Source organism: Vibrio sp., assembly GCF_038138445.1.
Taxonomy (GTDB): domain Bacteria; phylum Pseudomonadota; class Gammaproteobacteria; order Enterobacterales; family Vibrionaceae; genus Vibrio.
On sequence record NZ_JAYQDQ010000021.1, the window covers coordinates 1 to 15,248 of the forward strand.

Below are 15,248 nucleotides of genomic sequence, written 5' to 3' on the forward strand. Positions count from 1 at the left end.
CCTGTCACGCCGGGGGTCGCGGGTTCGAGTCCCGTCCGCTCCGCCACTTCTTCTAAACCCCAGCAGCAATGCTGGGGTTTTCTTGTTTTCAAAGCCCAAATCAATTCTAAGGCTTCAAGACCTCACGGACATGTTGTCTGATAAACGGAACCATCTCAGATTCAAACCATGGATTGCGTCGCAGCCATAGTGTGTTTCGAGGCGAAGGGTTAGGTAAAGGTACATAGTCAGGAGCCCATTGCTGCCAAAGCCGAACGGTTTCAGTGTTGAGTAGCTTATCGAGCATTAATAACCTTTTGTTAAGTCAACTTGATTAATCAAGCTAAACCCATCTCGCCAGCGCTGATAATTTTCTGCGAAAACTTCGATAACTTTGTCGGGAAAGCTGAGCGCGGCAATATGTGGTGTAATCGTGATGGATGGATGGCGCCACATAGGGTTGGATTTATCTAAGGGCTCTTGTTCGAAGACATCGAGAAATGCGTGTTTAATTGATTGGCTTTCAAGTGCTGAAAGTAGGCCTTTCTCACAGATGGCGTTACCACGTCCAACGTTAAATAATAAGGCAGACGAGCAATGAGATAAACTAGTTTCGTTGAGTATATGATGCGTTTGAGGTGTGCTAGGCAATATATTGACTATGATATCAGCTTTGGCTAAGACACTGTCGAGCTCTTGGATATGATAAGTGGCATCAAACGAGGAATTGATTGATGGTATGCCACTTCGATTGACTCCTAACACCTTAATGCCAAAAGCTTGAGCCACCTTTGCTAGATGACTAGCTATTGAGCCTGTCCCAAGTGTGAGCATGGTTAGCTTATCTAAAGTACGATAGTTTTTGGGTTGCCAGCTTGATAGATACTGTGCCTCGTGATAATGAGGAAGATGACGAAAATGCTGAACTAAATAGCCAATAACATATTCTGATATTTGTTGACCAAAGATCCCCTTAACATTAGTAAGGATGAAATCGTCTGTTTTGACTTTGAACATGGCATCCACGCCAGCATAAACAGATTGAATCCACTCAAGCTCTGGAAACTCATCCAATCGTTTTACCGCTAATGGTGGTGAAGCTAAAAGGATACTCGCATCACAAGGATTAGTGACAATTTCGAGATCAGTTAACTGTTTTTGTTCTAAGAGTGATTGGTACGTCTCATTGTGTTCGGTCAGTAAATAGACTTTATTGGTGAATTTCTTCATCATCTTGGCTTTTTTCTATTTTGGTTATCAAGTACACTTCTGCAGTCCATTTCTGAACCAATGAGCCTTTATGCTACAGAACCCTCTCCAACTTCGCCTTGAAAAGTTAGAACCATGGAAGCAGATTACCTTTATGGCATGTCTGTGTGAACGCATGTATCCCAATTATGCGAAGTTTTGCGAAAGTGCAGCCTTCTGTGAATCTCGGATTTATCGCGATATTCTCGATAGTGTTTGGGAGCAGCTAACGGTAAAGAACGCTAAAGTCAATTATGAACGTCAGCTAGAAAAACTTGAAGAGATTATCCCTAGCTCAGAAGATTTTGAGTTTTATGGTGTTTATCCTGCAATTGATGCTTGCGTGGGCTTATCTACACTATTACATGGCTTACTTGATCGAGATGATCTTTTTGAAAGTATGCAGAAGGTGAGTCAGTTGTCAGTACAAACCGTCGCTGAGCTTGAGCAGGCTCAAACTGGTATCCAGTTAACCAATGACAATCAAAAGGATAATCAAGCGGTCAGTGAGGAATGGGATGTGCAATGGGCAATTTTTCGTCCTCTTAGAGATGTTAACGAAAGAGACATCGATTTGATAAAAGACCTGCGGTTTGAGCTTAGAGAAGAAGGTGTAAGTAATATAGGCTTGTCACTGTGAAGAGTTAAGGGGGCTATAAAGCCCCGTGTTTACTTCTCTTTCTTTTCATTCTCTTCTAGAGCAGCGTCATCCTCATCTCGATTTTCAATAACTCCGTGCTTGGTTTTCCATTTTTCCCACCGTTCAAAAGCGAGCTGCTGCATATCTGGAGCTCTATCAGCTTCATCAACGATCTGCTCGCCAACCAGGTGTTCAAAAATATCCTCTAGAGTCAGTATGCCTTGTATAGTGCCATATTCGTCAACGATCATTGACAGTTGAAGCCTTCTGGCCATCATCTGCTCGAAGGCCTTGGGTAAGGATAATGTATTTAATATGACGTGGACTGGGCGCATGACGGCCCCGAGTTGTTTATTACCACCCCCAACTTGTTGTAACTTAAATATCTCTAGGCGATGTACAAAACCTAAAATGTTATCTTTGGATTGACTGTATATTAAAGGCCTTGAAAATGGCGTGTCATGATGCTGAGATAGAAATTGATCTATAGTCATCTCTGCCTCGACTCTAAATACCACGGGTCGAGGCGTCATTACTTGGGTGACAGGTACTCCTTGAATGCCGAGGAGGTTGCTCAAGATTTTTGTCTCTCCTTCAGCAAACTCTCCACTTTCTCTCGCTAGCAGTGCCATGGCAGAGAGTTCCTCGCGCATTTTTGGTAGTTGATGGCCACTGGCCAATCGTTTTGTTATTTGCTCTGAGAACCAGACGAATGGTGTGAGCGCCCAAACCATCCAACGTAGTGCTAGCGCTGTTAATGGGGCGAGCTGACGCCAGTATGTTGCTCCGAGTGTTTTAGGCACAATTTCTGAAAGCACCAGTATCCCTAGAGTTAATATCGCAGAGAATACTCCAAGCCACTCGCTACCAAAGACCACAGTTGCTTATGCGCCCGCGCTTGCGGCTCCAATCGTATGCGCTATGGTATTAAGCGTTAAAATGGAAGCTAACGGGCGATCTATGTCTGCTTTTAATCGTGCCAATTTCTCTGCTGCTGGGTGTGCTTGTTGGCGAAGCTGTGCAATGTAGCTAGGTGTAATGCTAAGCAATACCGCTTCCAGTACGGAGCAAATAAAAGATATACCGATGGCGATTGAGACGTATATGGTGAGCAGTAACATAAATTTCCTATGTTGGTATGACTTTGTTTAATTGTATCCAAGTCTTTGAATGTGATTTTTGTACAGCTAATAGTGAATATAACAAAAGGCTTAATCATGGTTTAGCGCATATGATTTTATTTTTATCAATATTAAATTGACATTTATCTATGCATTCTGTAATGGCTCCAGCCCCCACCATGTCAGGCTTCTTTGAAACTAATATCCTATAAATAAGGCTGTTAGCATTCGAAAACAAGCAGTGAAAAAGGAGACCAAGGTAACAAATTGTGAGTTAATACTCATATTATGGTTAAAAGTACGTCATTAAAGCGAAAGATCGCTTACAAACCTTTGCCAGATAGGGCATTTATGTTTTAGAGTGAGCACAACTCGATAACCTATAAGAAGGGAAACCTAATGAACAAGACCCAATTAATCGACTTTATTGCAGAGAAAGCAGATTTATCTAAAGCTCAAGCTAAAGCAGCGCTTGAAGCAACTCTCGATGGAGTGACAGGTGCGCTTAAAGAGGGTGACCAAGTTCAGCTAATTGGTTTTGGTACGTTTAAAGTTAACCACCGTGCGGCTCGCACGGGTCGCAACCCTAAAACAGGTGCTGAGATTCAAATCGCTGCGGCGAACGTTCCAGCATTTGTGGCAGGTAAAGCTTTGAAAGACGCTGTAAAATAATTTAAAAGGCGCCAAGATGGCTTTCCGTCTTGGCGCATCATAGCCATGAAAAAACTTCTACTCTCTTCACTAATCACTTCTTTAATTTTAGGCTGTTCTTCCAGCTCGCCATTGCCTAATCAAGAACAATTTTCTTACTATACCGGTGGAAAAAGTGCTGGAGATGCAACTAGCCTCTATTGGTACACGGAAAAATCAGCTTCGCCAAGCTCTGCCGCAGACTATGTTACTGCAGGTGAGTATGGTTGGTACCATAGTGATTATCGCTGGTATCAAAGCAAACTCAGAGAGATGATTCGTGAAGGTGAGCGACTCAAAAATGACGCTCTAGTTAACTATCGTATCCATATTCGTTTTAATAAAGATGGAGAGGCCATTTATCAGCAGTACCGTCTTGATGGAAAAATACTTCCTATTAAACCTACTGAACTGGCTCACTATGTCGATGAGGCTAAAAGAGCAGCGAGTGTCGCAAAAGCTCAAGATAAAAAAGGCTTTAGATTGATTCAAGGTTTCTGGGATGGAACTCACTTTGAAACATGTGAGGGTAAGAGCTACGATCACCTAGAATTTAATCAGACATTGCCATCATTTGTGGTAAATCGATTATCTGATGTGGAAAATTATGTCGCTTTCGTTGGTGCTAGAAGCAATAAAAGTGTCGTGGTCGAAGACTTATTGCTGCTTTCAGACGACGGGCACAAGTGTGTCGAGCGGCCTAGCTTACTGAAAGAAGACAGCAATCCATGAAGAAAGGCGCTAAATGCGCCTTTTTGAATTGAATGCCTATTTAAGCTTTTTCGCGCTCTATCGCTCTGTAACCAATATCATTACGATAAAACATGCCTTTCCAGCTAATGGTCTCAACAAGTTCGTACGCTTGCTTTTGGGCCTGTGAAACGCTATCTCCTAATGCAACGGCGCAGAGAACTCGGCCCCCATTAGTCACAACCTCTCCCGCATCATTTCGCGCTGTACCTGCGTGAAATATTTTTTGGTCAGTTAGTGGTGAATTTGGTAAAGAGATAACATCACCCTTTGCATACTCTAGTGGATAACCACCAGCGGCGAGAACAATGCCGATAGATGCACGAGGATCCCACTTAGACTCAGCCTGATTGAGTTTTTCATCGATGGCCATTAGACATAGCTCGACCAAGTCGGATTCCATTCTCATCATGATAGGCTGTGTTTCAGGATCGCCAAAGCGACAATTGTACTCAATGACTTTTGATGTTCCTGCTTTGTCTATCATCAAGCCAGCATAAAGGAAGCCCGTATAAGGGTGTCCTTCTGCCTCCATACCGCGAACCGTTGGGTAGATAACTTCATGCATAATACGCTCATGGATTTCAGGTGTGACAACCGGTGCTGGGGAGTAAGCACCCATACCGCCTGTATTGGGGCCAGTGTCTTTTTCTCCCACACGCTTGTGATCTTGGCTGGTGGCCATAGGCAGAACATTCTTCCCATCGACCATAACAATGAAGCTTGCCTCTTCTCCATCGAGAAACTCTTCTATAACGACTCGGCTGCCCGCGTCACCAAAAGCATTACCAGCCAGCATGTCTTGAATCGCATCTTCCGCTTCTTTTAAGGTCATGGCGATAATTACCCCTTTACCTGCAGCTAAGCCATCGGCTTTGACCACAATAGGAGCTCCTTGTTGCCGCACGTAGGCAAGCGCTGGCTCAATTTCGGTAAAGTTTGCATAGGCTGCTGTTGGGATATTATGACGAGCGAGGAAGTCTTTGGTAAAAGCCTTAGAGCCTTCTAGTTGCGCTGCTGCTTGTGTTGGACCGAAAATCGGCAAACCAGCCTCACGGAAAGCATCAACGACACCAATAACCAAAGGTCCTTCTGGTCCAACTATGGTGAGTTCTATGTTCTTTTCTTGTGCAAATGAGACCAACTCAGAAATGCTTTCAACCTTGATATTAACATTTTCTAACTTTGGCTCTAGTGCGGTGCCAGCATTACCTGGCGCAACATAGACAACTTCTACATTGGGGTTTTGTGCAGCTTTCCATGCCAGTGCGTGTTCGCGACCACCGGAACCAATAACTAAAACTTGCATATTCAAAATTCCTTGATTTCAAAATATCGTTTTTCGACTTGTTGACACTATTGCTGGGAAGATAAGGAGCCAGAACATCACAATCGTGCCAACGAAAATGAAAAATTAATGACGGAAGTGACGCATACCTGTGAAAATCATCGCCATTCCGTGCTCATCTGCAGCAGAGATGACTTCATCATCACGCATCGAGCCGCCAGGCTGGATTACACACTTAATCCCAGCTTCTGCTGCAGCATCTATACCATCACGGAATGGGAAAAAGGCGTCAGATGCCATCACGCAGCCTTCGACTTGTAGGTTCTCGTCTGCTGCTTTAATACCTGCTATTTTCGCAGAGTAAACACGGCTCATCTGTCCAGCGCCAACACCTATGGTCATATCGCCTTTTGAATAAACGATCGCATTTGATTTAACATACTTGGCAACCTTCCAGCAAAATAGTGCATCTTTAAGCTCTTCGTCAGTCGGTTGGCGTTTAGACACTACTTTTAGATCATTTAGGCTAACCATACCTTGGTCTCTGTCTTGTACTAGCAAGCCGCCATTAACACGTTTAACATCGAGGCCTGTTGTTTTAGTTGACCATTGACCACACTCGAGTAAACGAATGTTTTTCTTCGTTGCGACAATTTCAATTGCCTGTGAAGAAACAGAAGGGGCAATGATGACCTCAACGAACTGACGCTCAACAATAGCACTAGCTGTTTCGGCGTCTAACTCTCGGTTAAAGGCTATGATGCCACCGAATGCCGAGGTCGGATCGGTTTTATAAGCACGATCATAGGCTTCTAAAATGTTTTTGCCCAGAGCGACGCCGCATGGATTAGCGTGTTTAACTATCACACAAGCTGGCTCATCAAATTCTTTCACACACTCAAGAGCAGCGTCTGTATCCGCGATATTGTTATATGACAGTGCTTTTCCTTGAATTTGTCTAGCGGTTGAAACTGAAGCCTCTTCAGGGTTAGCTTCTATATAGAAAGCTGCATCTTGGTGACTATTTTCACCATAGCGCATATCTTGCTTTTTGATTAACTGCTGATTGAAAGTGCGTGGGAATTTTGAATCTTTGTCCGCTGCCTTTCCTTCTTCATCCAATGATAAGATGTGATGAGAAGGAGCCATAGTACCAAAATAGTTAGCGATCATACCATCGTATGCTGCTGTGTGCTCGAATGCGGCAATAGCAAGATCGAAACGTGTATCTAGATTAAGAGAACCTTCGTTAGCATCCATTTCGGCGATTACGCGATCATAGTCTCTTGTGTTGACAACAATAGTGACATCTTTGTGGTTTTTCGCTGCGGAACGCACCATGGTGGGACCGCCAATATCGATGTTTTCGACTGCGTCAGCAAGAGTACAACCCTGTTTAGCAACGGTTTCTGCAAATGGATATAGATTGACAACCACTATGTCGATAGGCTTGATGTCATGCTTTTCCATCACTTCATCATCTTGTCCTCGGCGACCTAGCACACCACCATGAACCTTGGGATGAAGCGTTTTGACACGGCCGTCCATCATTTCTGGGAAACCAGTGTAATCTGATACTTCAGTGACAGAGATGCTGTTTTCTGTTAATAGGCGAGCAGTGCCGCCTGTTGAAAGCAGTTCAACACCACGGTCTGCAAGAGCTTGGGCAAACTCAATAATACCGGTTTTATCTGATACGCTGATTAATGCGCGGCGAATAGGACGAGCGTTAGTCATGCTACTATTTTCCTCAAAATCACAGAGTTAATACGTTTGGTAAAGATATTTGCCAAAAATGAACCTGCTCTTGAGATTTTCTTACAATACTTAGAGCAAGTCTAGGTATTAAGATGGCGGTCAGTTTTGGCAAAGACCTTGTCCTGATTAGAGTTTGTATCACCTCCTAATTAAAGTGCGCATATTCTAACTAATTTATTACAAAAAAGCTCGCGCAATCGTTTGGCATGAGTGAAGTTATTATAAAAATGGCGTACTTTGGGATGAAAATTAACGAAATAGATAATAAGGGTCGCTATGTTCCAGATAGGAGAACTTGCAAAACGTTGTGGTGTAACCACTGATACGCTTCGTTTTTACGAAAAAAATGGTCTGATTAAGCCTATTGGGCGCAGTGAGTCTGGCTATCGTTTATATAATGAAGAAAATCAGAAACAAGTGGGTTTCATACTTAGAGCAAAAGACTTGGGCTTAAGCCTTGAAGAAATCCGAGAATTGTTAGACATCAATTTGGAAGCGACTGAGCATAGTTGCGCTGAAGTAAAAGCGATTACGACAGCGAAACTCATACTCATTGATGAAAAAATTTCGGAACTAACAAGGATTCGTGCGGCTCTCAAGAAAATTAATGATGCTTGTTGTGGCCATGTGGATGATAATGCGAGCCACTGCTCAATTTTAACCGCTTTAGCCAGTGAGTAAATAACAAGCTTAACTCTAAGTCTTTGATTTTTATGTGAATAAATTTAAGTCACATAATGCTGCTTTTACCCAACCTTTCTTGTGACAAATTCCTACACTTAAAGTAGCGCCGTTTGATTTGGTGCTACAGCTATACCAACCTTGGCAGGGCAAACATAACTAAGGGGTGAAGGATGAACCTTTGTGGCAATTTGTTATATTCAATTTCGCGCTTATGTACGTTACTGTTGTTTATTATTTTAGCGGGTTGTACAGGCAGTAACGGTCAACTAACTGTGGTAGAGCAACACCCTGATCTCGATTATGAGTTAACAGGTATTCCGTTATTATTTTTTGGCTTTGGCACTAGCACACCAATCACTCCAGAACTTAGTCTTACTGTTGCCCATGTTGCTAAGCTCAATTATGACAAGGTCATAGCCTACCACCCCCAATGTGATCTTGCGATAGTTGAGTCTAGGAACACACTTAATCATCAGCCCAAGTTTGGCTTGGTTTATCCAAATCAAAGTGTGGAAACATTCGGAATGAGCCCTGGAGGCAGTGTGCTGAAAGGGGAGGGGGTTTATCGCCTTGATTTGACATTTATTGACTCTCATTACTTTGACAAGTGTCCAGCTAGTATCATGGATGCCCCTGTCCAAGACGGGATGAGTGGTGGTGGGGTCTACAATCAAGATGGTTCACTGGTCGGAATTATTGCGGCAAGGGCTGTCCCGTCTGATATTCAGCTGGTAAACGGCCAGTCTCATGGTCTGGATAGGATCAGTATTTTTGTGGCTTTAAATTTTGCTCGAGATTCGCTTGATAGCGAGATGAAGAAATATTACGGTGAGCATTATGTTGCGATGGAATGGCAGGAACCGTCGGATACACTTTTAGTTAAAGGTAATTGAATCAACTGAGTAAAAAGCCGCGATTAAATCGCGGCTTTATGTATTTATAACAATGCGATGAACAAATTAGTTCATGCCGTATTTTTTTAGTTTCTTACGAAGAGTGCCGCGGTTGATACCCATCATAGTTGCTGCGCGAGTTTGGTTACCGCGAGTGTATTGCATTATGGTATCTAGTAATGGTTGTTCTACTTCAGCTAGAACTAACTCATATAGCTCTGTGACTTCTTGCCCGTTTAGTTGAGCCAAGTAGTTTTTAAGGGATGCTTTAACAGAGTCGCGTAAAGGCTTCTGAGTAATCTGGTCTTGTGAAGTTACTGTAGTTACTGTTAAGGCTTCTGAAGTCAGGTTTTGTTCGAACATATTCGGTCTAGCTCTTCTCTAATTATGATGCAACGTTATCAAAATAACCTTCTAACGCTTCAAGTTGCAGCTCAGCCACATCGATAGCATTGAAGGTACGGCGAAACTCACTTGCTTGTTCATGTTCTTTTAGGTACCAACCCACGTGTTTTCGCACGATACGTGGACCTAAGTACTCACCATAAAATGTATGTAGAGCATTTACATGGCCAAGCAGGATGTCCTTAACTTCCGAAATTGGAAGGTCGGGCATCGTGGTGCCGTTTTCCAAAAAATGTTGGATTTCCTGAAAAATCCATGGTCGCCCTTGGGCTGGGCGTCCAATCATTAAAGCGTCTGCGCCCGTGTAATCAAGCACATACTTTGCTTTCTCTGGGCTATCGATATCACCGTTAGCGATAACCGGAATTGAGATTGCTTGTTTAACCGCTTTAATGCTGTCATATTCGGCCTCTCCTTTGTACATACAGGCCTTGGTGCGCCCATGGAGCGCGAGAGCTTGTATGCCGCAGTCTTCGGCTAATTTAGCGATTTGAACACAGTTTTTATTGTCTGGGTCCCAGCCGGTACGAGTTTTTAGTGTCACAGGGACATCTACTGCATTGACCACCGCCTTGAGAATATCTTCAATGATATCCGGGTAGCGAAGCAATGCTGAGCCCGCCAGCTTTTTATTCACTTTTTTAGCAGGACAGCCCATGTTGATATCAATGATTTGTGCACCATTTTCAACACTAAACTGAGCAGCATCAGCCATAAGTTGAGGATCTGCTCCTGCTATTTGTACAGAGCGAATGCCCGATTCGCCTTGATGTACCATACGCTGTTTTGACTTAGATGTATTCCATAGCTTTGGGTTTGACGACATCATCTCACTGACAGCCATCCCTGCACCATAGCGGAGACACAACTCACGAAAGGGCCTATCGGTAACTCCCGCCATGGGGGCAACGATAAGATTATTCTCGAGTTTATGAGTTCCGATTTTCAAAACACTAAATCACAGTTCTATACCAGCAAGGGCGCGCATTTTACGCATTTTTTCACGCTGTGAAAAGACTAATATTTGAGCATTTACAAATTGTTTTAGTAAAATGCCGAAAAATCAGTCAATTAATGCACAAAGTCTTATTTAAGTGAATTTTTGCCCAGCAATTCTGCACCATTCATTGAGCTCTTTTATCGGCTCAATATTAAATGCGTCACTATAGTAGGTTGCGACATCTTGGGCTTGAGTATCAAGCACGCCAGACATCGCAAGCTCGCCGTTTGGTTTGACGAGAGAGGTAATCACAGTTGAAAGTTCACGCAGTGGCCCTGCTAAAATGTTTGCAACCACAACGTCGGCAACTAAGTTTTGTGGTTGTTCCTGTGGCAGGTAAACTTCCAGCTTGTCTGCAACGCCATTGCGCTCAGCATTGTCTTTTGATGCGATTAAGGCTTGTGGATCTATGTCAATACCCACCACTTTTTGCGCGCCTAATTTTATGGCTGCTATGGCTAAAATCCCTGATCCACAGCCAAAGTCAATCACAGTCTTGCCTGATAAATCTAGGCTTTCTAACCATTCTAGGCATAAAGCTGTGGTTGGGTGAGTACCTGTTCCAAAGGCGAGTCCTGGGTCAAGCATAACATTGACAGCATCAGGTTCAGGAACCTCTCGCCAGCTTGGGCAAATCCATAAACGCTGACCAAATTTCATTGGATGGAAGTTGTCCATCCATTCGCGCTCCCAGTCTTTATCTTCAAGTTGTTCGATTTTATGAGCAAAATCATGAGCCAGAAGTCCGCTTAATTTGATCTGCTCAATAATAAACTGGGTGTCTGCGTTGGCATCGTATAAAGCCAAGATATCAGTATCTCCCCATAGTCGGGTTTCACCCGGTAGGGGTTCAAACACAGGTGTGTCTTGAGCATCAAGGAAAGTGACCGATAAAGCTCCGGTCTCTTCCATTAGCATGTCACCGATCTGTTCTGCATTATCATTGGTTGCGTTGAGCTTAATTTGAATCCAAGGCATGGGTTATCCGATATTGGCGGTGGTTTGTGGGCACGGATTCTATCATGTTCTTCCTATTGTACAAAAAGCTCGCATTTATTCACTCGTGGTCCTATTTGGATGGATGATGCTAATCAGAACGAAGGTAATAAGACCTAAAGTTAATGTTGGTACAATGGCATGGACACCAAACAAGTTGGGCTTCATCACAGAAAGGCTGGTGTAGCATATCAAGCCGATGAGCATGGAGCACAGAGCGCCCATAGCGGATGCTTTTCTCCAATATAACCCCAGAACTAAAGGCCAGAGAAAGACGGCTTGCAAGCCACCAAAAGCAAGAAGGTTAAGCCATATGATCATATCAGGTGGATTTATGGCTGCAACAAACACTAAAGCTGAAAAAATGCCAGTGATCCAAAATGATAGTCTGGATAGCTTTTTAGGAGAGCTTGTTTTGGGGGAGACGTAATTAAGGTAGAGATCCTTGAGCAGGGTTGCTGACGCTTGGATCAATTGGGAGTCAATGGTTGACATGATTGCGGCCATTGGTCCGGCCAAAAATATACCTGCAATCGCGGGAGGCAACACAGTCACCATCAAAGTTGGCATGATTTGGTCAGGACTATCAATTTCTGGCACTAATGCTCGGCCTAAAGCGCCGGATAAATGCATGCCCAGCATAAGAAATGCGACCATAGTAGTACTGATTATCATACCGCGATGCAGAGACTGGCTAGATTTATATGACATGCAGCGAACCGCAGCATGTGGTAGGCCAATGACGCCAAAGCAAACCAGTATCCAAAAGCTCAGCATAAACGGCTGGCTGAGAAAGTCATCTGGCCCATATGGAGTGATAAGGCTTGGATCTATTTGATGTAAATCAGTGACTAGCTTACCAAGACCTCCTCCTGCATGGATGACCCCAAACAACAGGGCGATCGTCCCGATGATCATCATTATGCCTTGCACAGCATCAGTGACAACAACAGCGCGAAAACCGCCGATTGTGGTATATACGCCCACAGTGATGGCAAACACAGTTAACCCTTGCAGATAACTTAGTCCCGTCACTGTCTGAAGTAAGCGTGCGGCGCCAACGAACTGCACTACCATGATGGCAAAGAAAGCCAATAATAGTGTGATGGAAGCTAGGATCACTACTGTACGATTACGATACCTTGCATAGAGCATATCGTTAAGGGTGAGAGCATTGTGGCGTCTGGCTTCGATAGCAAACTTTTTGCCCAAGACCCCCAATGTCAGCCAAGCGGCAGGAAGTTGGATCATTGCCAGTAACACCCAGCCTAGCCCCATTTTATACGCAGCTCCAGGGCCACCAATAAATGAACTTGCACTCGCATATGTTGCAGCGAGTGTCATAGCTAGAACAAAGCCGCCCATACTGCGGTTGCCAAGAAAATAATTGCTAAGAAAGTTTTGGCTGTTGTGTCGGGAGGATTGGCTATAAATAGCAATTGCAAATACAACAACTAAATAAATGATAAGCGGGATGATGAGTTCACTGTTCACGTTAAGTCTCTTTTTCTACATCGAAAGGCATGTTTTTATAGATGAACTTCACCATGAGTGCGCACAGCAGGGTGAAAAGAATAGGTCCAATGACGCAGGCAAAGAGAAACCATAAAGGTAGCCCCCAGTATAGATCAGGAGGTGTCTCACTCGGTTGGTTTGGAAAAATGAGATAGGCAAATACATACCACCAAACAAAATAGGCTAAAGCTAGGAATACTGCCCATTTAGCTTCCTTATTCGCTTGTCGATAGCGCTCAGGTAAGGTTTTCATCATCTAATCAAGTCGTGATAATCATTGAAAGGAGAGAGCGAATATAAAATACCCGTTAATGCTCTACAACTAAAAGGGAGCCATTGTGGCAAAACTGAGGGTAGAGTGCCACAGCGTAAGTAGAAAATAAAAATAGGCAGCGGATGCTGCCTATTGGAAAGATAAAATCTTATTGGACTTATTGTAAGCCCAATTTCTTCTCGAGGTAATGAATGTTGGCACCTCCGTGTTGGAAGTTCTCATCGTTCATTATGCTTTCTTGAAGAGGTACATTAGTCTTAATGCCTTCGACAATCATCTCACCAAGCGCATTTTTCATACGCGCGATGGCGACGTCACGATTCTCACCAAAGGTGATAAGCTTGCCAATCATGGAGTCATAGTGAGGAGGTACAGTATAGCCTGTGTATATATGCGACTCCCAACGAACCCCCATGCCCCCTGGAGCATGGAAACGCTCAATCTTACCCGGTGAAGGAAGGAAGCGTTCAGGATCTTCAGCGTTAATACGACACTCCACAGCATGGCCACGGATCTTAATATCATCTTGAGTAAATGACAGTGGCTGGCCTGCCGCAACACGCAGTTGTTCTTTGATAAGATCAACGCCAGTTACCATCTCGGTAACAGGGTGCTCTACCTGAATACGGGTGTTCATTTCAATGAAGTAGAACTCACCATTTTCATACAAGAACTCAAACGTACCCGCTCCGCGATAACCGATTTCAAGACAAGCACGAGTACAACGCTCACCAATGTATTTGCGCATCTCTGCGGTAATACCAGGCGCTGGCGCTTCTTCAACAACTTTCTGGTGGCGACGTTGCATAGAGCAATCACGCTCACCTAAGTGGATAGCACCACCTTGGCCGTCCGCAATGACCTGAACTTCAACATGGCGTGGGTTTTCAAGGAATTTCTCCATGTAAACCATATCATTGTTAAAAGCTGCTTTCGCTTCAGCTCGAGTCATGGCAATAGCTTCAACCAGATCGCCTTCTGAGCGAACCACACGCATGCCGCGACCACCACCACCGCCAGAGGCTTTAATGATTACTGGGTAACCGATGCGTTTTGCGTGTGCTTTGTTGGCTGATTCATCGTCATTTAGCGGGCCATCAGAGCCAGGAACACATGGTACACCTGCTTTTTTCATAGCGTTGATGGCAGAAACCTTATCGCCCATGATGCGAATGGTTTCAGCTTTAGGGCCAACAAAAATGAAGCCACTGCGTTCAACTTGTTCAGCAAAATCTGCATTCTCAGATAGGAAACCGTAGCCCGGATGAATGGCAATAGCCCCTGTGACCTCGGCTGCTGAAATAATACGTGGGATATTCAGATAGCTATCGATACCACGAGCTGGGCCGATACAAATCGCTTCATCAGCAAGCAGAACGTGTTTTAAGTCGCGATCAGCTGTCGAGTGCACAGCTACGGTTTTGATGCCGAGCTCTTTACATGCGCGAAGTATACGAAGAGCGATTTCGCCTCGATTCGCGATGACTAATTTATCTAACATAAGAGACAGCCTCTATTATTCGATAACAACAAGTGGTTGGTCGAATTCAACGGGTTGACCGTCTTCAACTAGGATAGCTGTGACAACACCAGATTTGTCCGCTTCGATTTGGTTCATCATTTTCATTGCTTCGACGATACAAAGCGTTTCACCTGCTGATACAGATTGGCCGACTTCAATAAACGACTTTGCATCAGGGCTTGGAGCGCGGTAGAAAGTACCTACCATAGGAGAAAGCACTTGGTGCCCCGCTGGTACAGCTTGCTTTTCTGCAGGTGCAGAAACTTCTGCAGGCGCTGCTACAGGGGCAGCTGCTGGTGCTGCAACAGGTGCAGGAGCGGCATAATGTACAGGTGCAGGTGCCATACCCGCGCCGTTACGACTAATGCGTACCGATTCTTCACCTTCAGAGATCTCTAGCTCTGCAATGCCAGACTCTTCAACTAATTCGATAAGCTTTTTAATTTTACGGATATCCATCTTTTCTTTCTCTTTTATCTTGTTAA

Annotated in this window: 15 protein-coding genes and 2 pseudogenes; 5 read left to right on the forward strand and 12 right to left on the reverse strand. The window is 44.1% G+C overall.

What is annotated here, in order from left to right; all coding sequences use genetic code 11:
• Positions 1-106 precede the first annotated feature (106 nt).
• A pseudogene (locus AAFM34_RS07960) lies at positions 107-265 on the reverse strand (uracil-DNA glycosylase family protein); the annotation flags it as partial.
• Between the two features lie 20 nt (positions 266-285).
• Positions 286-1,209, reverse strand: a complete 924-nt coding sequence (locus AAFM34_RS07965; RefSeq protein WP_341661750.1) for a D-2-hydroxyacid dehydrogenase — start codon at positions 1,207-1,209, stop codon at positions 286-288.
• A gap of 70 nt (positions 1,210-1,279) precedes the next feature.
• Between AAFM34_RS07965 and AAFM34_RS07970 the strand changes: the two genes are divergently transcribed.
• Positions 1,280-1,867, forward strand: a complete 588-nt coding sequence (locus AAFM34_RS07970; RefSeq protein ID WP_341661675.1) for a DUF416 family protein — start codon at positions 1,280-1,282, stop codon at positions 1,865-1,867.
• Positions 1,868-1,896: 29 nt separating this feature from the next.
• On the opposite strand, the pseudogene AAFM34_RS07975 reads toward AAFM34_RS07970, so the two are convergent.
• Positions 1,897-2,988 (reverse strand): annotated as a pseudogene (locus AAFM34_RS07975) (CNNM domain-containing protein).
• A 399-nt stretch (positions 2,989-3,387) separates the two neighbouring features.
• On the opposite strand from AAFM34_RS07975, the gene hupA reads away from it, so the two are divergent.
• Together hupA and AAFM34_RS07985 are read left to right on the forward strand one after the other, a co-directional pair.
• A complete protein-coding gene (gene hupA, locus AAFM34_RS07980) occupies positions 3,388-3,660 on the forward strand; it encodes a nucleoid-associated protein HU-alpha (protein ID WP_341661677.1) in 273 nt (90 codons plus the stop codon).
• Between the two features lie 45 nt (positions 3,661-3,705).
• Positions 3,706-4,410, forward strand: coding sequence for a DUF1481 domain-containing protein (locus tag AAFM34_RS07985; RefSeq protein WP_341661679.1), 705 nt, complete (start codon positions 3,706-3,708; stop codon positions 4,408-4,410).
• 40 nt (positions 4,411-4,450) lie between these two features.
• Here AAFM34_RS07985 and purD read toward each other — a convergent pair whose 3' ends face one another.
• Complete coding sequence (gene purD / locus AAFM34_RS07990; protein WP_341661681.1) at positions 4,451-5,737, reverse strand: phosphoribosylamine--glycine ligase; 1,287 nt, start codon at positions 5,735-5,737, stop codon at positions 4,451-4,453.
• Between the two features lie 105 nt (positions 5,738-5,842).
• On the reverse strand, positions 5,843-7,453 hold the full coding sequence (gene purH, locus AAFM34_RS07995) for a bifunctional phosphoribosylaminoimidazolecarboxamide formyltransferase/IMP cyclohydrolase (RefSeq protein ID WP_341661683.1): 1,611 nt from the start codon (positions 7,451-7,453) through the stop codon (positions 5,843-5,845).
• A 297-nt stretch (positions 7,454-7,750) separates the two neighbouring features.
• On the opposite strand from purH, the gene zntR reads away from it, so the two are divergent.
• Positions 7,751-8,155, forward strand: coding sequence for a Zn(2+)-responsive transcriptional regulator (zntR, locus tag AAFM34_RS08000; RefSeq protein ID WP_341661685.1), 405 nt, complete (start codon positions 7,751-7,753; stop codon positions 8,153-8,155).
• A gap of 173 nt (positions 8,156-8,328) precedes the next feature.
• Entirely contained in the window at positions 8,329-9,051 is a 723-nt protein-coding gene (locus tag AAFM34_RS08005; RefSeq protein WP_341661687.1) for a serine protease, read from the forward strand.
• Between the two features lie 66 nt (positions 9,052-9,117).
• Here the strand turns inward: AAFM34_RS08005 and fis are convergent, their stop codons facing one another.
• From fis to accB, 7 genes are all read right to left on the reverse strand, one after another.
• The gene (gene fis / locus AAFM34_RS08010; protein WP_000462885.1) at positions 9,118-9,414 is read right to left on the reverse strand and encodes a DNA-binding transcriptional regulator Fis; all 297 of its coding nucleotides are present in this window, start codon (positions 9,412-9,414) and stop codon (positions 9,118-9,120) included.
• Between the two features lie 22 nt (positions 9,415-9,436).
• Positions 9,437-10,405, reverse strand: a complete 969-nt coding sequence (gene dusB / locus AAFM34_RS08015) for a tRNA dihydrouridine synthase DusB (protein WP_341661689.1) — start codon at positions 10,403-10,405, stop codon at positions 9,437-9,439.
• A 141-nt stretch (positions 10,406-10,546) separates the two neighbouring features.
• A complete protein-coding gene (gene prmA / locus AAFM34_RS08020) occupies positions 10,547-11,434 on the reverse strand; it encodes a 50S ribosomal protein L11 methyltransferase (protein ID WP_341661691.1) in 888 nt (295 codons plus the stop codon).
• A gap of 75 nt (positions 11,435-11,509) precedes the next feature.
• Positions 11,510-12,946 (reverse strand): sodium/pantothenate symporter, encoded by a 1,437-nt coding sequence (gene panF, locus AAFM34_RS08025; RefSeq protein WP_341661693.1) that lies wholly within the window; start codon positions 12,944-12,946, stop codon positions 11,510-11,512.
• Position 12,947: 1 nt separating this feature from the next.
• A complete protein-coding gene (locus AAFM34_RS08030; RefSeq protein WP_341661752.1) occupies positions 12,948-13,220 on the reverse strand; it encodes a YhdT family protein in 273 nt (90 codons plus the stop codon).
• 178 nt (positions 13,221-13,398) lie between these two features.
• Positions 13,399-14,742 carry an acetyl-CoA carboxylase biotin carboxylase subunit gene (gene accC / locus AAFM34_RS08035; RefSeq protein WP_341661695.1) on the reverse strand — a complete coding sequence of 448 codons (1,344 nt, stop codon included), beginning with the start codon at positions 14,740-14,742 and terminating at the stop codon, positions 13,399-13,401.
• 15 nt (positions 14,743-14,757) lie between these two features.
• A complete protein-coding gene (accB, locus tag AAFM34_RS08040; protein WP_341661697.1) occupies positions 14,758-15,222 on the reverse strand; it encodes an acetyl-CoA carboxylase biotin carboxyl carrier protein in 465 nt (154 codons plus the stop codon).
• Positions 15,223-15,248: the final 26 nt, after the last annotated feature.